This window comes from Streptomyces sp. NPDC001100 (genome assembly GCF_053598575.1).
Genome location: NZ_JBSFKO010000012.1, coordinates 200850 through 224217 on the forward strand (window position 1 = coordinate 200850; position 23368 = coordinate 224217).

18 protein-coding genes are annotated in these 23368 nt (G+C 72.7%); 7 read left to right on the top strand and 11 right to left on the bottom strand.

What is annotated here, in order from left to right; translation table 11 throughout:
• The first annotated feature begins 7 nt into the window (after positions 1 to 7).
• Together ACWDEW_RS19845 and ACWDEW_RS19850 are read left to right on the top strand one after the other, a co-directional pair.
• Positions 8 to 1951, top strand: coding sequence for a fumarate reductase/succinate dehydrogenase flavoprotein subunit (locus ACWDEW_RS19845; protein WP_450514253.1), 1944 nt, complete (start codon positions 8 to 10; stop codon positions 1949 to 1951).
• Entirely contained in the window at positions 1948 to 2724 is a 777-nt protein-coding gene (locus tag ACWDEW_RS19850; RefSeq protein WP_450514254.1) for a succinate dehydrogenase/fumarate reductase iron-sulfur subunit, read from the top strand. Before ACWDEW_RS19845 ends, ACWDEW_RS19850 begins: the two co-directional genes overlap by 4 nt.
• Here the strand turns inward: ACWDEW_RS19850 and ACWDEW_RS19855 are convergent.
• From ACWDEW_RS19855 to ACWDEW_RS19865, 3 genes are all read right to left on the bottom strand, one after another.
• A complete protein-coding gene (locus ACWDEW_RS19855; RefSeq protein ID WP_450514255.1) occupies positions 2699 to 3694 on the bottom strand; it encodes a phosphotransferase family protein in 996 nt (331 codons plus the stop codon). The genes ACWDEW_RS19850 and ACWDEW_RS19855 overlap by 26 nt on opposite strands.
• Positions 3691 to 3978 (bottom strand): hypothetical protein, encoded by a 288-nt coding sequence (locus tag ACWDEW_RS19860; RefSeq protein WP_450514256.1) that lies wholly within the window; start codon positions 3976 to 3978, stop codon positions 3691 to 3693. Before ACWDEW_RS19860 ends, ACWDEW_RS19855 begins: the two co-directional genes overlap by 4 nt.
• A gap of 82 nt (positions 3979 to 4060) precedes the next feature.
• Complete coding sequence (locus tag ACWDEW_RS19865; protein WP_450514257.1) at positions 4061 to 5206, bottom strand: hypothetical protein; 1146 nt, start codon at positions 5204 to 5206, stop codon at positions 4061 to 4063.
• A gap of 224 nt (positions 5207 to 5430) precedes the next feature.
• On the opposite strand from ACWDEW_RS19865, the gene ACWDEW_RS19870 reads away from it, so the two are divergent.
• Positions 5431 to 6891, top strand: coding sequence for a hypothetical protein (locus tag ACWDEW_RS19870; RefSeq protein WP_450514301.1), 1461 nt, complete (start codon positions 5431 to 5433; stop codon positions 6889 to 6891).
• Between the two features lie 24 nt (positions 6892 to 6915).
• On the opposite strand, the gene ACWDEW_RS19875 is transcribed toward ACWDEW_RS19870, so the two are convergent.
• The 6 genes from ACWDEW_RS19875 to ACWDEW_RS19900 all read right to left on the bottom strand — a co-directional run bounded on the left by ACWDEW_RS19875 (position 6916) and on the right by ACWDEW_RS19900 (position 13784).
• Positions 6916 to 9582, bottom strand: a complete 2667-nt coding sequence (locus tag ACWDEW_RS19875) for a SpoIIE family protein phosphatase (protein WP_450514258.1) — start codon at positions 9580 to 9582, stop codon at positions 6916 to 6918.
• A gap of 276 nt (positions 9583 to 9858) precedes the next feature.
• Entirely contained in the window at positions 9859 to 10263 is a 405-nt protein-coding gene (locus ACWDEW_RS19880) for an ATP-binding protein (protein WP_450514259.1), read from the bottom strand.
• 225 nt (positions 10264 to 10488) lie between these two features.
• A complete protein-coding gene (locus ACWDEW_RS19885) occupies positions 10489 to 10929 on the bottom strand; it encodes a (deoxy)nucleoside triphosphate pyrophosphohydrolase (RefSeq protein ID WP_450514260.1) in 441 nt (146 codons plus the stop codon).
• Positions 10930 to 10951: 22 nt separating this feature from the next.
• Positions 10952 to 11143 carry an SPOR domain-containing protein gene (locus ACWDEW_RS19890; RefSeq protein ID WP_019072018.1) on the bottom strand — a complete coding sequence of 64 codons (192 nt, stop codon included), beginning with the start codon at positions 11141 to 11143 and terminating at the stop codon, positions 10952 to 10954.
• A 394-nt stretch (positions 11144 to 11537) separates the two neighbouring features.
• Positions 11538 to 12290 carry a GntR family transcriptional regulator gene (locus ACWDEW_RS19895; RefSeq protein WP_450514261.1) on the bottom strand — a complete coding sequence of 251 codons (753 nt, stop codon included), beginning with the start codon at positions 12288 to 12290 and terminating at the stop codon, positions 11538 to 11540.
• 147 nt (positions 12291 to 12437) lie between these two features.
• On the bottom strand, positions 12438 to 13784 hold the full coding sequence (locus ACWDEW_RS19900) for a DUF4190 domain-containing protein (RefSeq protein ID WP_450514262.1): 1347 nt from the start codon (positions 13782 to 13784) through the stop codon (positions 12438 to 12440).
• Positions 13785 to 13911: 127 nt separating this feature from the next.
• Here ACWDEW_RS19900 and ACWDEW_RS19905 point away from each other — a divergent pair, with 127 nt between their 5' ends.
• From ACWDEW_RS19905 to ACWDEW_RS19915, 3 genes are all read left to right on the top strand, one after another.
• On the top strand, positions 13912 to 15096 hold the full coding sequence (locus tag ACWDEW_RS19905; RefSeq protein WP_450514263.1) for a serpin family protein: 1185 nt from the start codon (positions 13912 to 13914) through the stop codon (positions 15094 to 15096).
• A 133-nt stretch (positions 15097 to 15229) separates the two neighbouring features.
• Positions 15230 to 16381 carry a serpin family protein gene (locus ACWDEW_RS19910; protein WP_450514264.1) on the top strand — a complete coding sequence of 384 codons (1152 nt, stop codon included), beginning with the start codon at positions 15230 to 15232 and terminating at the stop codon, positions 16379 to 16381.
• A 105-nt stretch (positions 16382 to 16486) separates the two neighbouring features.
• Complete coding sequence (locus ACWDEW_RS19915) at positions 16487 to 19090, top strand: discoidin domain-containing protein (RefSeq protein WP_450514265.1); 2604 nt, start codon at positions 16487 to 16489, stop codon at positions 19088 to 19090.
• Between the two features lie 42 nt (positions 19091 to 19132).
• Here ACWDEW_RS19915 and ACWDEW_RS19920 read toward each other — a convergent pair whose 3' ends face one another.
• Positions 19133 to 21352 carry a DEAD/DEAH box helicase gene (locus ACWDEW_RS19920; protein WP_450514266.1) on the bottom strand — a complete coding sequence of 740 codons (2220 nt, stop codon included), beginning with the start codon at positions 21350 to 21352 and terminating at the stop codon, positions 19133 to 19135.
• Between the two features lie 124 nt (positions 21353 to 21476).
• Positions 21477 to 22307, bottom strand: coding sequence for an oxidoreductase (locus tag ACWDEW_RS19925; protein WP_450514267.1), 831 nt, complete (start codon positions 22305 to 22307; stop codon positions 21477 to 21479).
• A 99-nt stretch (positions 22308 to 22406) separates the two neighbouring features.
• Here ACWDEW_RS19925 and ACWDEW_RS19930 point away from each other — a divergent pair, with 99 nt between their 5' ends.
• Complete coding sequence (locus ACWDEW_RS19930; protein ID WP_450514268.1) at positions 22407 to 23318, top strand: LysR family transcriptional regulator; 912 nt, start codon at positions 22407 to 22409, stop codon at positions 23316 to 23318.
• Positions 23319 to 23368: the final 50 nt, after the last annotated feature.

Consider the following 23368-nt stretch of genomic DNA (forward strand, 5'->3'; position numbering starts at 1 on the left):
CCTTCTGATGTCCGTGGTCGAGCGACAGGAGTGGGACGTCGTCGTGGTCGGTGCCGGTGGCGCGGGCCTCCGGGCCGCCATCGAGGCGCGCGAGCGCGGTGCCCGTACGGCGGTCATCTGCAAGTCGCTGTTCGGCAAGGCCCATACGGTGATGGCCGAGGGCGGCATCGCGGCGGCGATGGGCAACGTCAACTCCGGCGACAACTGGCAGGTCCACTTCCGTGACACCCTGCGCGGCGGCAAGTTCCTCAACCAGTGGCGCATGTCCGAGCTGCACGCGAAGGAAGCCCCGGACCGGGTCTGGGAGTTGGAGACCTGGGGCGCCCTCTTCGACCGCACCCGGGACGGCCGGATCTCGCAGCGCAACTTCGGCGGCCACGAGTACCCGCGCCTCGCGCACGTCGGCGACCGTACGGGACTTGAGCTGATCCGCACGCTCCAGCAGAAGATCGTGTCGCTCCAGCAGGAGGACTTTCGCGAGACGGGTGAGTACGAGTCCCGTCTGAAGGTCTATCAGGAGTGCACTGTCACAAGGGTGTTGAAGGACGGGAGCCGAGTCTCCGGAGTCTTCGCGTACGAGCGCGAGACGGGCCGTTTCCTGGTCCTGGAAGCGCCCTCCGTGGTGATCGCGACCGGCGGCATCGGCAAGTCCTTCAAGGTGACGTCCAACTCGTGGGAGTACACGGGCGACGGCCACGCGCTGGCGCTGCTCGCCGGGGCGCCGCTGCTGAACATGGAGTTCGTGCAGTTCCACCCGACCGGCATGGTGTGGCCGCCGTCCGTGAAGGGCATCCTCGTCACCGAGTCGGTGCGCGGTGACGGCGGGGTGCTGCGCAACTCCGAGGGCAAGCGGTTCATGTTCGACTACATCCCCGACGTCTTCAAGGAGAAGTACGCCGAGTCGGAGGCTGAGGGCGACCGCTGGTACGAGGACCCGGACCACAACCGCCGTCCCCCCGAGCTGCTCCCCCGCGACGAGGTCGCCCGCGCCATCAACTCCGAGGTGAAGGCGGGCCGCGGCTCACCGCACGGCGGGGTCTTCCTGGACGTGTCGACGCGTATGCCGGCGGAGGTGATCCGGCGCCGGCTCCCGTCCATGTACCACCAGTTCAAGGAGCTGGCCGACGTCGACATCACCGCGGAGCCGATGGAGGTCGGCCCGACCTGCCACTACGTGATGGGCGGCATCGCGGTCGACTCCGACACCGCGGCGGCACGCGGTGTACCGGGGCTGTTCGCGGCCGGTGAGGTGGCCGGCGGCATGCACGGCTCCAACCGGCTCGGCGGCAACTCCCTCTCCGATCTCCTGGTGTTCGGCCGCAGGGCGGGCTGGCACGCGGCGGACCACGCGGCCGACCTGGCGGACAGCCGCCCACTGGTGGACGACACCGAGGTGGACCTCGCGGCGGCGGAGGCACTGCGCCCCTTCTCGGCGGAGGGCCCCGAACCGGGCAAGGAGAACGGGCGCCCGCCGGAGAACCCGTACACCCTCCACCAGGAACTCCAGCAGACCATGAACGACCTCGTCGGCATCATCCGCCGCGAGGGCGAGATGGAGCAGGCGCTGGAGAAACTGGCCGACCTGCGGGTACGGGCCCGCCGTGCCGGAGTCGAGGGCCACCGGCAGTTCAACCCCGGCTGGCACCTCGCGCTCGACCTCCGCAACATGCTGCTGGTCAGCGAGTGCGTGGCGCGGGCCGCGCTGGAGCGCACCGAGTCACGCGGCGGACACACCCGCGAGGACCACCCCGGTATGAACCGCGACTGGCGCCGCATCAACCTCATCTGCCGACTCACCGATCCCACAGGCGGGTCGGGGGCGACGGACCCGGTGTCCGCGCAGATCGGCCTGACCCGTGAGACCACCGACCCCATCCGCGCCGACCTGCTCGCCCTCTTCGAGAAGGAAGAGCTGGTCAAGTACCTCGCCGAAGAGGAGCTGTACGAGTGAGCAGCTACGAGGCCCGCTTCAAGGTGTGGCGGGGGGACGTCAAGGGCGGCGGCCTGGAGGATTTCAAGGTCGAGGTGAACGACGGCGAGGTGATCCTCGACATCATCCACCGCATCCAGGCCACCCAGGCCTCCGACCTCGCCGTGCGCTGGAACTGCAAGGCGGGCAAGTGCGGTTCGTGCTCGGCGGAGATCAACGGGCGGCCCCGGCTGATGTGCATGACCCGCATGTCGGTGTTCACCCGCGAGGAGACGATCACCGTCACCCCGCTGCGCGCCTTCCCGGTGGTCCGCGACCTCGTCACGGACGTGGGCTTCAACTACCAGAAGGCCAGGGAGGTTCCGGCGTTCGTACCGCCGCAGGGGGTCGCGCCCGGCGAGTATCGGATGATGCAGGAGGACGTCGACCGCTCGCAGGAGTTCCGCAAGTGCATCGAGTGCTTCCTGTGCCAGGACACCTGCCATGTCGTCCGCGACCACGAGGAGAACAAGACGGCGTTCGCCGGTCCCCGATTCCTCATGCGGGTCGCGGAGTTGGACATGCACCCGCTGGACGCGGCCGCCGAGAGCGGCCTGGACCGCAAGAAGACCGCCCAGGACGAACACGGCCTCGGCTACTGCAACATCACCAAGTGCTGCACCGAGGTCTGCCCCGAGGGCATCCACATCACGGACAACGCGCTGATTCCCTTGAAGGAACGGGCGGTCGACCGCAAGTACGACCCGCTGGTGTGGCTGGGGTCGAAGATCAGGAGGCGTTCTCCAGAAGGGTGAGGACCTGGCTGAGGTTGTGTTCCGCGATGCCCCGCATGAACTCCGGGTCGTGGAAGTCCCCGACGTCCAGGAGGCGCAGGGGGCCGGCCACCAGGGACAGGTGCATGGCCACGCGGTAGAGACGCAGGCGGTCCTCGTCCAAGTGCTCGGTGCGCAGGGCGTCGTAGTGGCGGCCGAAGCGCAGGCGGAGGAACACGTGCTCCCATTCGACGTCGAAGTACATCAGGCCTTCGATGTCGATGAGGGCGAGGTCGCCGTCGGCGGTCACGCGGACGTGGTCGCCGCCGAGTTCGCCGTGGACGAGGGCGGGGGGCTCGTCGCGCGGGCGGACCCGGGCGGCCAGGGTCCTTATGGCGTCGGTCAGTCGAGGATGGGCCGCGGCTGCTCGCGGGTCGCGGGCGGGGAGTTCGTCGAGGTCGCCGAAGGCACGTGCCACGACGGTCTCCTCGCATGAACTCCCGTACGAGGAACCGCCGTTGTCGACCACCGCGACCTTCCCGAAACGCGGGCCCGTGCAGCTGTGCAGGGTGGTGAGGAGGGCCGCCATCCGCTCCAGCGCCTCCGGTGCGGCGGCCGGGTCGCCCTCCAGCAGGTCCTCCAGGGTGCCGCCCGGAAGGTCCTCGACGAGCGCCGCGTCCGCGGGGAGGTGGGTGTGGGTGGGGTCGGCGTGCAGGAGCCGGGGCGTGCGGACACCGGCCGCGGCGAGACGGTCGGCCGCCGCCGTGAAGAGGGTCAGGCCGGAGGCGTGGGAGAAGGGGTCGCGGGGATCGCCGGGGCCGGCGTCCCAGAGGTCCTCGTCCGGGGACCAGACGTAGGCCACGGCGGTGGAACGGTCCTCGAAGGCGAGGCGGTAGACGCCCTTCTTCGAACCGCCCCGGATACGGGTGACGGTCGTCGGAGTGCGGCCGAGAGCGGCGCGGGTCAGCGGTGCCAGGTCGTCGCGGGTGAGTTCCCTGCGGGTGGCGGTCACAGGGTGCCGGGGCGCTGCGCGCGCCACTGCAGTACTCCGCCGAGGATGATCAGGGCGAACGCCGTCGCGCCGCCCACGTCGCCCGTCACCGGGGAGTCCGCCCACCACCGCAGGGACATCGCCGTCCCCATGCCCAGGGCCCCGGCCAGCGCGCCGAGTCCCCACAACGCGGGCCGCACGACCCTGTCTCGCGCCATCGGCGGCATCCAGCCGGTCGTCGCCGTGAGGACTCCGAGAGCCGCCAGCAGCAGCAAGGCCACCGCGGCCAGCCATGTCAACACCATCGCCCACCCCCATCGGACGTGACGGATCATCGCATCCGCAGCTGTGAACGGCACCGTATTTTGACCGGACTCGGGCACGCGCTCAATGCACCCAGCCCTCCCGGTACGCCGTCCAGTCCGCCTCCGTCGCCGCGAAGTCCACGTACAGGGCGACACCGAAGTTCGCGCGGTCCGCGTCCGTGCGGGACAGGCCGAGGCGCACGCCCCGGACGGCGGCGGGGACGGTCTCGGCGGCGCCTCGGTGGCCGAAGCGGTTCTCGTGGTAGAAGGGCAGGCCCATGAGGAGGTCGGTGGAGTCGGGGGTGACCTCCAGGGCGAGCGAGGTCTGCTGGGCGACGTAGCCGCCGTAGAGGCTCTGCAGGGGCTGCATCGTGTCGTACGACATGACGGCGATCTGGTCGACGCGGCGGGCGACCTGGCCGAAGTACGCCTGCGACCACCACTTGGGGTGGTTGGTGACGGTGCCCCAGAAGGAGTGGAAGGCGGGCAGCGGGTCGATCTGGTGGGCGGCGACGGAGAGTTGGGCGTTCCGGGACTCGGTGACGTCGTGCAGCCGGTCGAGCAGGTCGAGGTAGTCGCGGTCGCCGGAGTGCAGCGGTTCCAGGTCGAAGTGGGCGCCCTCGAAGCCGGCGTCGAGGATCTGGCGGGTGGAGGCGACGATCGCGGTACGGGTCGCCGCGCGCTGCAGCCGCAGTCCGTCCGGGCTCTCGGTGGCGAGCTTGTCCCCCAGCCAGGCCTGGACGCGTACGCCGGGCAGGGCGCGGTGGACCGAGTCGATCAGCCAGGTGGCTCTGGGGTAGTCCGCCTCGGGGAGGGTGCCGTCGTGCTCCAGGGGCCCCGAATGGACGTACAGATCGCGGATGCCGGTGCCCTTCAGACGCCGGGCCAGGGCGGTGACGTCCGCGTCGGTCTTCCGCCCGTCCACCCAGGCGTGGCCCAGCCAGATCGCGTCCTGGTTCCTGGTGTGGGTGCCGTCGGCGGGGTCGCCGCTGTAGTTCACGCGCAGGGCGATCTCGGCGGCGAGGGTGGGGAGGACCAGGAGGAGCACGAGCGCGAGGGCGGTACGGCGGGTCCAGCGGACCCACTTCCTTCTCCCACCCGTACTACCCGTGCCTCCCGTACCGCTTTCGTCGTCGGGTGCGGGTGGCCCCTGCGGAGGTACGTCACCGTCGGCTGCCTCGGGACCCTCGTCCCTCCCCGTGCCCGTGCCCCCTGCGTGCGCGATCACCGTGTCTCCCCTCCTGTAGCCGTACCCCGCGCCCCACCCGTCACCGGCACACCCGCACGTCCCACCCCCGGTCGCGCGTCCGCAATCCTGCTCATACGCTCCGAAATGTGACGTCATCCCTGATACGCGGCCGGCCGCGATGCGCGGCCTCTCAGATATCCGTGCGGGTGGCGCATGCCGTGCTGGGTGGGGCGGCCGGGGTCGTGTGGCTGGTGCTGCCGGTGATGACGATCAATGCGGAGGTTCCGGTTGCGGCCACCCGGGCCGGAGCCGCCGCCGCCCGGGGCGGTCAGCGGGCCGACGCGGGGCAGGCTGCCGATGGAACGTCCGCCGCCGACCTCGTTCTGCCGCTCGTCGCCGTCGGCGGCGCGGGGGTACTCGCGGGGTACGGGTATGTACGCCGGACCCGTAGAGCCCGTACCCGTACGACTCCCGGTGTGGTCTCACCCCAACCCCCGGTGACCCCGCTCCCCGTACTGGAACGCCAGGCCGGTGCCGCACTCGTCCAGGCCGACGACTGCGTCCGCACCAGCCGCAACGAACTCGCCTTCGCGGAGGCCCGGTTCGGGGCGCGGGCTGTCGAACCGTTCGTCCTGGCCCTGCACGAGGCCGAGCGCGAGTTGTCCGCCGCGTTCGCGATACGGCTGCGCTACGACGAAGGGGTCCCCGTGGAGGAGGCCGCCCGGCGGCACGCCCTCGCCGGCATCGTCGGACGGTGTGCCGAAGCCGGGCGGCGACTGGACGCCGCAGCCCCGGAGTTCGATCAACTCCGGTCGCTGGAGCGGGAGATGAGCGGGGCGCTGGAGGTCGCGGAGGGCCGGTTCCGTGAACTGACCGGCCGTACGGGGGCCGTAGAAGCCACCCTCGCCGGCCTGCGCACCCGCTACCCGGCCTCGGCCTGCGCCACAGTCACCGGATACGTCGAACAGGCCAAGGACCGCCTGGTGTTCGCCACGACCCATCTCAACCAGGCCCGCCAGGCCGCCGACTTGGGCCGGACCGAGCAGGCGGTGCGTGATCTGCGCGCCGCCGAGGGTGCCGTCGGTCAGGCCGACACCCTCCTGACCGGCGTCGACCAGCTCGCCGACTCCCTTGCCGCAGCCGCCGGCCTGGTCCCGGCCGCGCTCACCGGAGCGGAGACCGTGAGAGCGCGGGCAGCCACCGGGACGATCGACGGCGCGGCCCGCTCCCTCCTGGGCGACACCGACGCCGCCCTCTCCGCCGTACGGGAGGAATTGACCGGCGGCCGTCCGTACGACCCCCTCGCCGCCCTGCGGAGCATCGTGCGGGCCGTGTCGCCGCTGGGCGCCGGGCGGGACGGGGTGCTCGGTGCCGCCGCGTGGCTCGTCGCCGGGACTGACGTCCGGGCGGCGGACGGCTTCGTGGCGACGCACCGGGGTGCGGTGGGCGCCGGTGCGCGGACCCTCCTGGCGGAGGCGGCACGGCTGTTCGACACCGACCCCGCCGCGTCCGGCGAACCCGCCCTGGCCGCCCGGGAGTCGGCCGAACAGGACGTCCGCGTGCACGGCAACCCGTACTCCGGCACCACCGGACACACGAGCGGAGCCGTCCTCGGCGGCGTGCTGCTCGGCGAGGCCCCGGACGGCGGACCGCCACCCGCCTTCGGCGGACCCGACACCCGGAGGCGCGGAGGACCCGACCCGGAGCCCGTCGGAACAGACTGACCGGAGTCCGCTGACCGGAGTCCGTCAGAACAGGCTGAGCAGGGCCTCCGCCGGGTCCACCATGCCGGTTTCGCCGTCCGGGAGCGGGAGTTCGAACCAGACCGTCTTGCCGCGCGGTGTCCGGCGTGAGCCCCAGGCCGCCGACAGGAGGCCGACCAGCTGGAGGCCCCGGCCGCCCTCGTCCGTGTCGCGGGCGCGGCGGCGGCGCGGCTGGACCAGGCCCGCGTCCCAGACCTCGCACACCAGCGTGCGGTCCAGCAGCAGGCGGAGTCGGATCTCGCCCTCGCCGTAGCGCAGCGCGTTCGTGACGAGTTCGCTGACCAGCAACTCCGTGGTGTCGATGAGGGGTTCGAGGTCCCAGGACTGGAGGCGGGCGCGCGCGTACTCGCGGGCGCGGCCCACGCTGCGCGGCTCGCGCGGCAGCGTCCAGTCGCCGACCGAGTCCTCGGGCAGGCCCTGGACACGTGCCATCAGCAGCGCGATGTCGTCCTCGCCGTGGTGGGTGTCGAGGGTGCTGAGGACGTGGTCGCAGACGTCCTCCAGGTCGCGGTGGGTCTCGGCGTTCAGTGCCGCCGCCGTGACCGGACGGCCGTCGTCCACCGGGCGGTTGGGGTCGGTCAGGGCGCCCACGAAGGCCTGGAGGCCCTCGTCGAGGGGGTGGTCGCGGGATTCGACCAGTCCATCCGTGTAGAGCGCCAACAGTGCCCCTTCGGGCAGTTCGACCTCCACCTCCTCGAAGGGCTCGCCGCCGACGCCGAGCGGCATGCCGGGCGGCACGTCGAGCATCAGCGCCGCCTCGCCGGGTTCCACCAGGACCGGCGGGAGATGGCCCGCGTTGGCGAAGGTGCACCGCCTGGTCACCGAGTCGTAGACCGCGTAGATGCAGGTCGCGAGGTACACCTCGGAGAGGTCGGCCTCGCGGGGGCGTCGCGCGGCCCGGGTGGCCTGCTGGACGCCGCCGGGGGTGCCGAGCCCGCGCGCGATCTCGTCCAGGGCGGACAACACCTCCGCCGGTTCCAGGTCCAGGAGGGCCAACGTCCGTACCGCCGTGCGCAGTTCACCCATCGCGACCGCCGCGCGCAGTCCGCGGCCCATCACGTCTCCCACCACCAACGCCGTGCGGTGACCGGGGAGTTCGATGACGTCGAACCAGTCGCCGCCGACCTCCGTCGCCGCGTTCCCGGGCAGATAGCGGCAGGCGATGTCCAGGCCGGAGGCCTCCGGGTCGCCGGGCGGCAGGAGCGACCGTTGCAGTATCAACGCCCGCTCGTGCTCACGGCGGTACAGGCGGGCGTTGTCGATACAGACCGCGGCCCGTGCCGCCAGCTCCACCGCGAGGTCCCGGTCCCGGTCGCCGAACGGCTCGCTGCCCTTCGTACGGGCGAACTGCACGAGTCCTACGACGGTGTCGTGGGCGACCATCGGCACGGCCAGCGTGGACTGGACGGGGCCGCCCTCCTCGGCGGGGACGTACTGCGGGCGAGCGGTGCGCAGGGCGTCCGCGCAGGGCGAGTTGAAGGGGTAGTGGTGGACCGCGCCGACCGAGACCGGTGCGCCGCCGCCCACGAAGGGGGCGTCGGAGACCGCGCTCGCGAAGGCCACCCGGCGGAGTTCCGCACTGCCGTCGGCCCGCCCGGGCGGGGTCTCGTCGCCGGCCAGGAGGCCCTGGTAGAGGTCGACGGTGGCGAGGTCGCAGAAGCCGGGGACGACCACGTCGAGGAGTTCGCGGGCCGTGGTCTCCAGGTCGAGGGAGTTCCCGATGCGGGCGCCGGCCTCGTTCAGAAGGGCGAGATTGCGCCGCGCGGAGGCGGCCTCGCGGGCGGCGGCGCGGCGGGCGGTGACATCGGTGCCGAGCCAGGCGATGCCAATGGGGCGCCCGCTGCCACTGTGCACGCGGTAGAGGTTGATGGACCAGTGCCGGCGCTCCTCGGAGCCGGGCACGAATCCGGTGACATGCATGTCGGTTATCGAGTTGCCGGTCTCCAGGACCCGGCGCAGGGTCGCGGTGACCCGCTCGGCCTCGGGGCTCTGCAGATAGTCCTGGACGCCCCTGCCCCGGTGGTCGTCGGGGGTGCCGCCGAAGGTGTTGGCGATCTGCTGGTTGGCGCGCCGGACCCGCAGGTCGGGGTCGATCAGCAGGAACCCGAACGGAGATTGACCGAATATCGACTGCGAGGCGGCGAGATCGGTCTCGATACGACGCAGGATCCGGACGTCGACGACGATGCAGACGGCGGCCCGCTCGCCCTCCTCGGTCCGGGTCGGCATCACATAGACCTCGGCGAGACCCTCCTTGCCCGGGTCTCCCTGCTCGCTCTCCGGCACCCGGAAGGGGACCACTCCGGTCCACTCCCGGCCGTCCAGGATCTCGGCCATCTTCCGCTGGCCGTGCTCGCGCAGCTCGGGGTCGACGAACGCCTCGATGGGGTCCATGCCGACGGCGCGGTCCGTGGGGATGCCGAAGAGCTGCTCGGCCCGCAGGCTCCACTGGTCGACGAGACCGTCGGGGCCGATGGAGAAGGAGGCGACCTTGATGTAGTCGTAGATCGAGCCGGGCGGGCTGCTCTGCCACATGGCGTCGCCGACGGTCATGGCGTCGGCGGAGGGCACGTCGGCGAAGCCCACGGCCTCAGCCCTCGCGCCGCCCGACGGGTCCTCGGACTCCGTGGCCTTCGCTGGTATCTCGCTCACGCGAACCGTCCCCTCCAGCTCACCGCGTCCGGCACCGGTCACCGGGGGCGGCTGCCCGCAGTATCCAGCACTACGGCGCCCCACAACACGGTGTTCACGATCACAGGACAATCCCGATGCATTTCGGACCTGCCCGCGACAACACTCCCAGTCTTCTAACCAGCGGACACGCAGTCGAACCACGCCGATCGACAACCGTCACAGGCCTTGACCAATCGATGGACACCACTGTCCGGTTCGTACAGGAGCGTGCGCCCGCGCACCGGCCCGGGTTCATCACGGCACCGCGAGTTCGAACCACACCGTCTTGCCCGTCAGGCCGGGCCGGGTGCCCCAGCGGACACAGGCGCCGGCGACCAGCTGGAGGCCGCGTCCGCTCTCGTCCTCGGGCCGGGCGACGCGCTCGCGGGGCGGGTCGGGGAGCGGGTCGGAGACCTCGACCCGCAGGACGCCGTCCGGGCCGGCGGGGCGGACCAGGCGGAGGCCGATGGGGCCGGTGGCGTGCCGCAGCGCGTTGGTCACCAGCTCGCTGACCAGCAGCGCGGTGAGGTCGGCGAGGGCGGCGAGGTCCCAGTCGCGCAGCTGACCGCGGACGGCCGAGCGCGCGGTGCGGACGGCTCCGGGGTCGGCGGGAAAGGTCCACTCGGCGCAGTCGCCTTCGGTGTCGATCAAGCCGATCACATCCCGGGCCAGCCCAACACACCCATGTCCGATTTCATGGGGTTAATGGGCACATACCCGATATCAAAGGCCCGGTACCGCCCCGGAGGGCGCACTGTGGCACGAACGGCGTACACCGCCCCCGGCACACTCCGCCGTCCCACTCCCCTTACGAATCCGCCGCGCCCCTCCGCCACGAACTACGGCGGGTTCCGCACACCCGGCTCGTCGCGGCCTACGACGGGTTCAGCGCGCCCCGGCGTCGAGCAGCGCCAGCGTCTCCCGTACGGCGGGCACGTCCTGGTCGAGCCAGTCGACGGTCCAGATGTCCGCGGGGGCGAGCCAGCGCAGCTCGTCGTGGTCCTGGAGGGGGCGCGGGCGGGGCGAACCGGGAAGCAGACGGGCCGTCCAGACCTGGAGGACGTAAGGAGGCTTCAGCGGCCACTCCCCCGGGACGCGGGCGACGGCCTCGGCGTCGACGCCGAGTTCCTCGCGGAGTTCGCGCACCAGCGCGGCCTCGGGGCCCTCACCGGGCTCCACCTTGCCGCCGGGGAGTTCCCAGCGGGCGGCCAGCTCCGGGGGTGCGCTGCGGCGCGCGGCGAGCAGCCGGGCGCCGCGGCCGTCACCGCCGTCGTCGGGGCCGCCGTCGAACAGGGCGGCTCCGACCACCACGATCCGTGTCGTCATGCGCCGGAGCCTACGGGGTGGGTCAGTTGCGGGTGGCGTCCCCGTTCTGCCCGATCCGCTCGACCCAGTAGAGCTGCTTGTGCTTGCGGTCGTCGAGGCTGTCCGCGATCTTCTGGGCCTCGGCGCGGGTCGCGTACCTGCCCACGCGGTAGCGATTGCCGTTGTCGTCCTGCCGTATCACGAGCCAGGGAAGAGTGATCGTGCCGTCGTTCATCGCGCCCCTCCGCTTCCCGCTCGCGGTTCGTGCCGTGCCCCACCCCATAAGGAAACCGCAATCCGCATATGCCGGAGCCTACGCCTAACCTTCACGCAGCGAATACGGCTTTTCACAAAGAGGTACGCAACCAGCCATGGCGGAGGGGGCGCACGACTACGAACGCGCCGTTGGCACACCTCGATGCATCCGGTCGGAGGCACGCTACAGGTCCCGCGAGCGACCTGCGAGAAAGACCGGAATCCAACGGCCGTCCAGACAGGGCGGATTGACCGGTTCCGGCGACAAGTGCCGGGAAAGTTGCGCTACTTCACCTGGAATGCACCCAACGCGCTACTCGGCGCGCTACTTCACGGGAAGTCGGCGTATTACTTCACGGGCGGGTGGTGGGCGATCACTTCACGGGCAGGTGATAGGCGATCCGGTAGCGGTCGGCCGGGACCACCACGTCGGCCGTCTCCACCGCCCGCCCCGAGGCGTAGTACGTGCGCTGGATGACCAGGACCACATGGCCGGGGACGCCGCCCAGCGCGAGCAGTTCCTCGGAGAGGCCCGGCCGGGCGCCGACCTCCTCCGTGACGTTGTCCACCACGACGTCGATGGCCCGCATCCGCTCGACGACCCCCATGCCACCCAGGGGGCCCTCCTCGGGCAGCATCACCGGCGTACGGCCGGTCACCGCGAGGGGTTCCCAGGACGTGGAGAGCATCATCGTCTCGCCTGCGTCCCGGAAGACGTACTTCGTGCGCATCACGCGCTCGCCGACCTGGAGGCCGAGCCGCGCGGCGATCGCGCCGCCGGCCTCGGTCTGCTCGCTGCTGGACTCCCAGGTGCCGCGCGCCTCGCCGTCGGCCTGCTCCTGCCGGAACGGTGTCGCGCCGGCGGGCGGCCGGAACCCGGAGCGGGCGATACGGCGCGGCACCGGACGCTCGCGCACATACGTCCCGGAGCCGGAGCGGCCCTCGACCAGCCCCTCGGCCATCAGCACCTTGCGCGCCTCCAGGGCGACCGTGTCCGAGACGCCGTACTCCTCGCGGATCCTGGCCTGGGAGGGCAGCCGGGTGTGCGGAGGCAGCTGGCCGTCGACGATCTTCTTGCGGAGATCACCCGCGACGCGCAGATATGCCGGCTGCTCACCGAATGTCACTGGCCGCTCCCATCGGGTTGTACAGACAGCAACAGCCTGGCAACCGTGGGTTGTGCCATGCAAGCAAAGGCCAGAGAATCACTCGATGTGATGACTTGTGCCCGGTGTGGGCTTTACCCAGGCAGTTTCTCCCCGCTATAGAGGCCGTCACACCTCCAGACCGGTATCGCCTCCCCCGCTGTCCCCGCCGCTGTCGCTCTCGTCGTACGGCGGTGGGGTCGTGGCGAGCCCCAGAGCCTTGCGGGCGGTGACCGACAGATGGGGGTCGATGAGTTCGGCGCCCTTGTCGTAGTACCCGTAGAACTCGTCGGCGTCGGAGGCCCCGGCCGCCTTCGCCCACTGCTTCTGCGCCGCCCGCAGGTCCTTGACCAGGTCGGCGACCGGCTTCGCGGAGGCACTCGGCCACTGATGGCCTTCCAGCAGGTCGGCCTGCCGGGTCAGCGCGGTCGAGACCCGGCCCGCCCAGGCCCTGTGACCCGGCAGGTCGTCCTCGACGTACTGCGCGTCGGGCGCCGAGTCCAGCGCCGCGTTGAGGACGTGGGCCGCCTTCAGGTACGCGACCTGGTCCGCGTCGAGGGTCGTGGCGTCGTTGCGCAGCGAACCGCCGGGCAGGCTCGCCTCCTCGTCCTTGTTGCCGAACGCGCAGGTGATCTCGCGGTCGCCCAGGCTCCAGCTCTGCTCGGTCGGGGTGACGTAGTAGATGTCCACGTCGTCGGGCACGGCCCAGCCGTCCATCGCGTAGGAGTCCTGGAGCGCGTAGCACCGGTCGTCCGCGGTGGCCGTGACCTTCTTGTCCCCCGGGTACGAGTCGCCGCTCAGCCGCACCACGGCGAACACCTCGCCGTCGTGCTCGCCGGCGCAGGACACCACGTCGAAGTCGTACGCCATGCCCTCCAGCGAACCGCTGGGCGCGTCGAAGCACTGGCCCTTGCCCGGGGAGGCGCTCGCGCTGTTCCCCCCGCTGACCTCGACGTCGTCGAAGAAGCCGGTCGCGCCGCCGGCCACCCCGAGCGCCCACAGCACCAGCCCGAGCGACGAGAGCACGATGCCGGCCACCGCCATGCCCCGGCCGCGCTCGCCCCGCTTCTTCGTCTGGTTCAGCCCGATCAGCCCGAGGACCAGACCGACACCCGGGATGCAGCACAGGATGCCGAGTACCAGGGCGGCGACGGACACGCCGTTGAGGGGCGCGGGGTGGTTGTACGGGCTGTAGCCCTGGGACCAGGTCTGGTAGGGCTGGGGCCCGTAGGGGGCGTACGGGGACGGGGGACCTTGGGGGTAGGGGGTGTACGGGTTGTACGGGGGCTGCGGCTGTGCCCCGTAAGGGGGTTGGGGCCGCGCCGTCCCGTGGGTGTCCTCCGGCGGCGGGGCGTACGGGTTGTACGGGGTGGCGGGCGCCTGGGGGAGAGGAGCCGGGCCCGGAGGCTGGTCCTGGGGGCCTTCGGGGCCCTGGGTGGGCGGCCCATGGGGTTCCGGCGGCGGGGGTATGGACACGGGTACCGTGCTCCTGGTTCAGGCGGGGATCTCCGGCGGGAGGGCTTGAGCCGAGGAACCGGAGATCTTCAGGTGCGGAACTGACGTACGACTCGCGCATGTTAAGCACGAGGTGAGCGGGGGCGGAATGCGGGTTGCGAAGACTACGGTCCGGGCGGTGAACGCGCTCACCGCGCGCTGGGCCGGGGCCGCCTGCGGGGGCACGGTGTTCTCGGCGGCCGGGGTGTGGCCGCTGCTGGCCCTCCTCGCGGACGGCGCCGAGGGCGCGGCACGGGCGGAGCTGGCGGACGCGGTGGGGCTGCCCGCGGGCCAATCGGCCGCCGCCGCACGGGAGTTGCTGACCGGGCTGGCGGCGATGCGGGGTGTCGACGCGGCGCTCGGGCTGTGGACGAAGCGGACCCTGGAGCTGCGCGAGGCGTGGGCGGCGGGGCTGCCCGCCGAGGCGCACGGAGTGCTCACCGGGGACCTCGCGGTCGACGGCGCGGCCCTGGACGCGTGGGCGGCGAAGCGGACCGGCGGGCTGATCGAGCGCATGCCGCTCGCGCTGACGGACGCCACCGAACTGGTGCTGGCGAGCGCGCTGGCCCTGCGCACCGAGTGGCTGCGGCCGTTCACCGAGGTGCCGATGGAGAGCACGTACTGGCGCGACCGGGTCCCGCTCGGCCTGCGGCGCGAGACCTCCCTCCTGGACCGGATCGGCGTGGCGGACACACCGGACGGCCATGTCACCGAGCTGAAGGTGCTGGGCGACACGGCGATCGACGTCCACCTGCTCCTTGGGGAGGAGCGGATGACACCCGCGCAGGTGCTGGGCGCGGGCCTGGGAATCCTGGACAGCCGTCATCCCGTAGTACCCGGGGACCACCTCCCCTACGGCGACCCGGGACCCGGCCTGCGGGTGGAGCGGACCCGCTCCATGAGCCCCCGGCCACCCACCCTCGATGTGACGACGGCGGCGTACGACCTGACCGCGCGGCACGATCTGCTGCGGCTGCACCGCCTCTTCGGGCTCACGACGGCACGGGACGCCACGCGCGGCCACTTCTCCGGCATCAGCCCCGCCCCGCTGGCCATCGACTCGGCCGAGCAGGCCACGACGGCGAGGTTCGGCGCGCTCGGCTTCCGCGCGGCGGCGGTGACCGCGGTCGGCCCCATCGCCGGCGGCCTGCCCGACCTCCGCCATGTGACCACCACCGTCACCGCCCGCTTCGACCGCCCCTTCGCCTTCCTCGCCCTGCACCGCCACTCGCGGCTGGTGCTGGCGGCGGGCTGGGTGACCGAACCGCGGCCGTTCCCCGACGAGCGGGGCTGATCATCCGGAGTCCGGGCGCCGACGATAGCCTTCCCGTGCGCGATCTTGCGCTACGGCACTGACGGGGGCGGAATTGGGAGCGGTCCAGGGGACGGCGGTTCAGGGCACGGCGGTCGGGGGGACCGTCGACGCGGTGAACCGGCTGACGGCACGCTGGGCGGACACGGCGACCGGCGGCACGGTGTTCTCGGCGGCCGGGGTGTGGCCGCTGCTGGCACTCCTCGCCGACGGGGCGCGGGGCGCCGCGCGGGCGGAGCTCGCGGACGCGGTGGGCCTGCCCGCCGATCAAGCCGCCACCGCCGCACGGGAGTTGCTCGCCTCGATGGGACCGATGCCCGGGCTGCGCTCCGCCCTCGGCCTGTGGACCCGGCACGACTTGGCCCTGCGCGAGGAGTGGCGGGCCGGGCTGCCGGCGGACACGCACGGAGTGCTCACCGACGATCTCCCGGCCGGGCGACGGGCGTTGGACGCGTGGGCGGCCGAGCGGACGGACGGGCTGGTCGAGCGGATGCCGGTCGCCCTGGACGCGGATGTGGTGATGGTGCTGGCGAGCGCGCTCGCGCTGCGCACCGAATGGCCGCGCCCCTTCGAGGAGTTGCCGCTCAGTCCGGACGCCGGCCCCTGGCAGGGGCGGCGGCTGGTGGGCCTGCGCCGCACCGGCGTCCGCCTCGACCGGGCCGGCGTGACGGACGGCCCGCACGGCTACGTCACCGAGCTGAAGGTCCCCGGCGACAACGGCATCGACGTCCATCTCCTGCTCGGCGAACAGCGGTTGACCCCCGGCCAGGTGCTGGGCACGGGCGTCGCCGCCCTGGCCCACCAGGTCACCGTGGTGCCCAGCGGCCAACTCCCGTACGGCGACGTGGGACCGGGCCTGCGCATCGAGCAACGGCGGTGCGCCACACCGCAGCCGCCGGAGCTGTCCGTGACGACGGTGGCCTACGACATGGGCGCGCGGCACGATCTCCTCGACCAGCACGGCCTGTTCGGGCTCAGCACCGCCATGGACACCGGCGCCGGCCACTTCCCCGGTATCAGCCCCGACCCGCTGGCCGTCGGCAAGGCCGAGCAGGCGGCGGTGGCACAGTTCGGCGCGCTCGGCTTCCGGGCGGGAGCGGTGACCGCGGTCGCGGCCGCCCCCGGCGGTGCCCGGCCCGAACTCCGCTGCACGACCACGGTCGTCACGGCCCGCTTCGACCGCCCCTTCGGCTTCCTGGCCGTACACCGCGAGTCACGGCTCGTCCTGACGGCGGGCTGGGTCACCGAGCCGACGCCGTACCAGTAGTAGGGGCTGTCGGGGCAGGTCTCGGGGTCGGGTGGTGCGCTCCGTACGTGGTAATCCCCCGCGCGCTTCCCGCCCCCGTCCCTCCCCGCAGCCCATCGTCGAACGGTGACCAAGCCACCCCGTCTGCTGCTCCCGCTCCTCGCCGCCGCCCTGCTCCTCCCCCTGCCCCCGGCCTCGGCCGCGCCCCTCCACCGCGACGACTGCGGGGCGACCGGCTGGGCCCCCTCGGCCACCCGGATCGACCCGGCCGACACCTACCACCCGTACGTCGGCAACGGCTACCTCGGCACCCGGGTCCCGCCCGCCGGCGCGGGCTACGCGGCGTCCGGCGAGAAGACCGGCTGGCCGCTCTACACACCGCGCTACGACGGCGCGTTCGTCTCCGGCCTCTATGCCCGGGGCCCCGCGAACACCGCGGGCCGCGAGGCCCTCGCCGCCCTCCCGACCTGGACCGGCCTCGATGTGACGGCGGGCGCCGAAACCTACGGCAGCGGCAGCCGGATCACGCGGTACCGCCAGACCCTCGACCTCCGCTGCGGCTACGTCCGCACGTCCCTCACCTGGACGACCAAGGACGGCCGCCGCACCGACCTGGTCTACGACGTCCTCACCTCCCGCGACAGCGAGCACACCGGCGCCGTGCACCTGCGGGTGACCCCGCACTGGGACGGCGAACTCACCCTCACCGACCGCCTCGACGGCCGCGGCGCCCGCCGCATCACACAGACGGCCGGCGGCCAGGCCGGCGCGCACACCATCGGCGTCGCGTTCCGCACCGACGGGACCGGGGTCGACGGCGCGCTGGCCTCCGTGCTGGACGCACCCGGCCGACGCCAACGGGCCGCCCGCGACGGGAAGTCGAGCGCCAGCCAGACGGCCGTCCTGCCCGTCCGCTCCGGTCGTACCTACACCGCGACCAAGTACGTCGGCATCGACACCGCCCTCACCTCGCGCGATCCCCGGGCCGCCGCCCAGGACGCCGCCGGGCGGGCCGCGCGGCGCGGGTGGGACGCGCTGCTCGCCTCGCACAGTGCCGCGTGGCGGGCGCTGTGGTCGTCCGACATCGAGGTGCCCGGCCATCCGGATCTGCAGCTCTGGGCCCGTTCCGCCCAGTACGGGCTGCTGTCCGCACTGCGTCCCGGCGCCCGGAACAGCATCGCGCCCGCCGGTCTGACCAGCGACAACTACGCGGGCATGATCTTCTGGGACGCCGAGACCTGGATGTTCCCGTCGCTGCTCACCACCCACCCCGACCTCGCCCGCCCGGTCCTCGACTACCGCTACCGCACCCGCACGGCCGCCGCCGAGAACGCGGCGAAGACCGTGGTGAAGGGCCTGTTCTTCCCGTGGACCAGCGCGAGTCACGGGCTGCTGTGGAACGAGTGCCAGAGCTGGCAGCCCCCGCACTGCCTCACCCAGAACCACCTCCAGGGCGACATCGCCCTCGCCGCCCGCCAGTACTACCTCGCCACCGGCGACCGCACCTGGCTCCAGACCGAAGGGCGGCCCCTCCTCAACGGCCTCGCCCAGTACTGGACTTCACGGGTCACGAAGAACACCGACGGCTCCTACTCCATCAAGGAGGTCGCGGGCCCCGACGAGTACAGCAACGGCGTGAACGACGCCGTCTACACCAACGCCGTCGCCGCCACCGCCCTCCGCGCCGCCACCGAAGCGGCCCGCACGCTGGGCACGTCCGCCCCCGCCGAGTGGCTCACCATCGCGAACCACCTGCGCATCCCCTACGACCCCAAGCGCAAGACCTTCCTCCAGTACGACGGCTACGACGGCTCGCAGATCAAGCAGGCCGACACCGTGCTGCTGATCTACCCACTGGAGTGGCCGATGCCCGCCGGCGCCGGAGCCGCCACCCTCGACTACTACGCCCAGCGCACCGACCCGGACGGCCCCGCCATGACCGACGCCGTCCACGCGATCGACGCGGCGGCCGTCGGCGAGCCCGGCTGCGCCGCGTACACCTACCTGCGGCGGGCCTACCAGCCCTTCGCACGCGGCCCGTTCGCCCTCTTCTCGGAGTCGCGGGGCGACAAGGCGGGCGCGTCCGACCCCCTCGCCGGCTCCCCCGCGCAGGACTTCCTCACCGGCAAGGGCGGCTTCCTCCAGGTCTTCACCCACGGCCTGACGGGTCTGCGGCTGCGCCCCGACGCCCTCCACCTCGACCCGAGCCTGCCGCCCCAACTCTCCGACGGCGTACGCCTGTCGGGCCTGCGCTGGCGCGGTCGTACGTACGACATCGCCATCGGCGCGCAGACGACGACCGTACGGCTGCGCTCCGGGGCGCCCTTCGTGCTGGACACCCCCGAGGGCCGCCGCACCCTGTCCGGCACGGTCACCCTGAAGACCCGGCGCCCGGACCTCACCCCCACCACCGACCTGGCCCGCTGCCGCCCCGCGACGGCGACCTCCTCGGAGTCCGGCCGCTATCCGGAGGCCGCCGTGGACGGCAGCCCCGCGACCGCCTGGTCCCCGGGCACCGACCGCGCATCGCTCACCGTCGACCTGGGCCGCCCGGTGCGCGTCGGGACGGTCCGGCCCACGTGGACGAAGCGCCCGGGGTCGTACACGGTCGAGGCCTCGGCGGACGGCCGCGCGTGGCACGCCCCGAACGGGACGCCCGCCCGGTACGTCCGTGTCACCGTGCGGGGCGGCACGGGTGCCGCTCTCGCCGAGCTCGACGTGCGCTCGTGACGGCCACCTATCGGTGACGGCCAACTGCCCTGACGGGCACGGTCAGTTGGCCTCGGCCGCCAGCCGCCGCTGTTCCTCCTCGACTATGCGGCGGGCCAGGGTGGCATCCGATATGTCGACCGCGTCGGGCGTGGCGTCCGCGAGGTCGCTGCGGCGGGCGAACCGGTCGAAGAGGCGGTCCTTGTTCTTGAGGATGGTCAGGAGCCGGTCGTCCACGCTGTCGGTGGCGAGCATGCGGTGCACCTGGACCGTGCGTATCTGGCCCATGCGGTGGACACGGGCCACGGCCTGGTGCTCCACCGTCGGCTTGACCTGGGGTTCGCAGAGGATGACCAGGGAGGCGGCCTGGAGGTTGAGGCCGACCCCGCCCGCGCTGATCTGGGCGAGCAGCACGGCGTGGCCGGGGGCCTGCGTGAAGTCGTCGACGAGTTGCTGCCGGCGGAGGGCCGGGACGCTCCCGGAGATCGTCCCGGTCACCCGCGTACCGGGCCCGTCCAGTGCGTGCCGGACGGTGGTCAGCACATCCCGGAAGTACGAGAAGACCACCACCTTCACGCCGTTCTCCGCGGCCTCCGCGACCAGTTCCCGCAGGCGCTGCAGCTTCGCCGACTTCTCGGCGTCGGCGTAGGCGGCGCGGCGCATCGCCATGAAGTTGCCGGCGCCGACCGCGCGGTCGTAGGCCTCGCGGTCGGCGGCGCCGAGTTCCACCCACTCGTCGACCTGGACCAGGGCGGGCAGTTCGGTGAGGACGTCCACCTGGTTGCGGCGCAGATAGGCGGGGGCGACGGACTTGCGGAAGGCCTGCGGTCCGGCCGCCGCCGTGCCGTTGCGGACCGTCGGCAGCAGTTCGGGGCGGAGGTGGCGGACGAGGGTGCGGAACTCGTCCACGTGGTTCTCCATGGGCGTACCCGTCAGGAAGAGCACGCGGTCGCAGCGCTCGGTCCACAGGGCGACCGACTTGGTTCGGCGGGTGTCCGGGTTCTTGACGTAGTGGGCCTCGTCGACGACGAGCATGCCCGGGGTGGGGCCGGGCGGAGCCTCGCCCCTGGGCTTCCAGAGCTTCGGTTTCCTGCTCTCCGGCGCGGGCAGGGTGTGCAGCGTGTCGAAGGTCGTGACCGCGACTCCGCCGCGCTCGCGCCACTCGCCGTAGGCCTCCTGCCGGTCCGGGCCGTGCACGGGCAGGGCGCGCAGGGTGCTGCGGGCGCCGATCTCCCGGGTCCAGTTGATGAGCACACCGGCCGGGCAGACCACCAGGAAGTGGCTGTGGCCCTCGGCCGCGAGATGGGCCAGTACGGCGATGGCCTGGATGGTCTTGCCGAGTCCCATCTCGTCCCCGAGGACGACCCGGCGCTGGGCGAGCGCGAACCGCGCGCCGAACGACTGGTACCCGCGCAACGAGACCCTCCGGTGGGTGTCGTCCAGCTGCTGGGCGTGCACGCGCTCGGCGAGTTCCGAGGGCAGGAACCCCTCGCTCGCCGCGTGGTCCGGCGGCTGTCCGTCGACCTCGGCGAGCTGGCTGTAGTACTCGGCGGACCGCAGCTCGAAGTCGACCAGGGCCGCGATGTCGGAGACCGGCGGGCGCAGCAGATCGGTGGACGCCTGGGCGATCAGCAGCGGTACGTCCCGCGCGGTGGCGTCGGCGACGAGTTCGTGGAGATCGGCGACCGCGGCGAGGGCGCGGTTCCGCCGCCCGCGGCCGGCGAGCGCCATCAGCAGCCTGCTGGTGGCGGGCCGGGCCACCGGGAGCAGCGCGCCGAGCCGCTCGTCGAGCCGGGTGGCGGCGTCCAGCGCGCGGCGCAGTTCGGGGCCCGCCTCGACGAGCCGCTGCAGGGCGACGACCAGGGCGGTGGTGCGGGGTTCGGGGTCGTCGGCGTCGATACGCACGGAGACGGTCTCCCCGACCGCCCGCGCGATCTGCCGGGCCGCGGCGAGCGCCCGGTCGGCGGTCTGCTGTCCCACTCCGGGCAGTTGCCGCAGCTCGTACCGGCTCGCCTCGTACACCGCGCGCACGGAGGTGAGCCCCGCCGCCTCCACGGCGCCGAGCCGCAGCCGCCCCTCGGTGACGTCCTTCAGTCTGCCGACGGGGATGGACTCCAGCTCCTGGGCGACGAGTTCGGCCCGCAGCGGTTCCAGCGCGGAGCGGACGGTGTCGAGGGCGCGGGTGTGATCGGCACGCAGGGCACGCGCCACGTCGTACAACCGCGTCCCTCGCGCGCACAGCTCCCTGATCTGCCGCCCGCCGCGCGGAAGCTCCCCCTCCATGTCACCCCCCCGCTCGCCTTCGTCCCGTCGTGCGTCCATCGTGGCACCCACCACTGACAACGGGGACGGGAGCGGGCGGGCCAAGGGTTCCCGGCCGTCCGCCGGGCGTCGAGCCGGCCGTCCGTCAGGCGTCGAACCCGGTCGCGCGGGTCCGCTTCTCCCAGGCCGCGATGTCGCCGCGCACCTGGTCGAGGTGGCCGAGGACGGCGTCGACGGCGTCGTCGCCCAGGGGCAGCCGCAGCGGGGTCTCCTCGGCGTCGAGGGCGGCGAGGATGAGGGCCGCCGCCTTCGCGGGGTCGCCGGCCTGGCCGCCGTCGCCGCCGGAGACGAAGCCGCGGGTCTCCGTCACCTTGGCGTACACACCGCTGTCGGCGCTGACCCCGGCCCGGCCGGTGTCGAAGAGGGCGGTCCGGAAGGCGCCCGGCTCGACGATCAGCACCTTGACGCCGTACTCGGCGACCTCGTCCGCGAGCGCCTCGGACAGTCCCTCCAGCGCGAACTTCGTTCCGCTGTACGCCGAGAAGCCCGCGAAGGACATCTGCCCGCCCATGCTGCTCATCTGCACGACCGCCCCGGACCGCCGCTCCCGCATGAACGGCAGCACCGCGCGCGTGAGCGCGGCCGGCCCGAAGACGTGCAGGTCGAACAGGTCCCGCAGCTCCTGCTCGGTGGTCTCCTCGAAGGCCCCGACGTGCGTGCGGCCCGCGTTGTTGACGAGGACGTCGATCCGCCCGTGCCGCGCCACCACGTCCCGTACGGCCGCCTCCGCCGCCCCCGTGTCGGTGACGTCCAGGCGCAGCGCCTCCAACTGGTCGGGGTGGGCGGCCACCAGGTCCTCCAGCGCCTCGGTCCGCCGGGCGGCGCCTACGACCACGTCACCGGCGGCGAGCGCGGCCTCGACGATCGCCCGCCCGAACCCGCTGCTGGCGCCGGTCACGAGCCACACCTTGTTCATGACGTCTCCCCTTGAGATCCGTTCGAGATCCGTGTTGCCATCCGCGGACCAGCCTGCTCCCGCCCTCGGCTGCGCGTCCAAGACCTAAGCTCATAACCGATGGCTATGACGAGAGACGTCCATGTGCGGGACCTGCGCTACTTCGTCGCGGTCGCCGAGGAACTGCACTTCACGCGCGCGGCCGAGAAGCTGTACGTGTCGCAGCCCGCGCTGAGCAAGCAGATCCGGGCGCTGGAGCGGCAGTTGGGCGCCGAACTGTTCCGCCGCGACCGCCAGGCCGTGACGCTCACCCCGGCCGGCGCGGCCCTACTGCCGTACGCCGAGCGGGTGTTGGCCCTCTGGGCGGAGGGCGCGTCCGCGCTGGCGGAGGTCGGTGTGGCCCAACGCAGCACCCTGGTGGTCGGTATGAGCACCAGCCCCGGCCGGGGCGGCCTGCTGCCCGCGATCCGCTCCCGGTTCACGGCCGCGCGTCCGGAGGCGGTCGTACGGCTGCGGCAGGTGAGCTGGGACGATCCGACGGCGGGGCTCGCGGACGGCGGCGCGGACGTCGCCTTCGTCTGGCTGCCGCTGCCCGACGCGGAGCGCTACGACTGGACGGTGGTGGCCGAGGAGCCCCGCCTGGTCGCGTTCCCGGACTCCCATCCGCTGGCCGCCCGCGCCGAGGTCGACTTCGCGGACCTGCTCGACGAGCCGTTCCTCGCCCTGCCTCCCGACGCGGGCCCGCTGCGCGACCACTGGCTCGCCCGCGCCGAACGCGGTGGCCGACCCCCGCGCATCGGCGCGGAGATCGCGAGCACGGAGGAGACGTACGAGGCGCTGGTCGCCGGCCTGGGCATCTGCCTGGTGGCCACCGGCAACGCGCATCTGATCACCCTCGGCGGCGTGACCACCCGCCCGGTGCACGGCCTTTCGCCGAGCCGGTACGCCCTCGCGTGGCGGCGCGAGAACGGCGGCCGGCCGCTGGTGAGGGCGTACGCGGAGGCTTGCCGGGGGGTCAGGGGCGGGGGGTGAGGCGCGTGGCTACTATGAGTCCCCCTTTGGGGAGTCTGGATCTTGGGGGT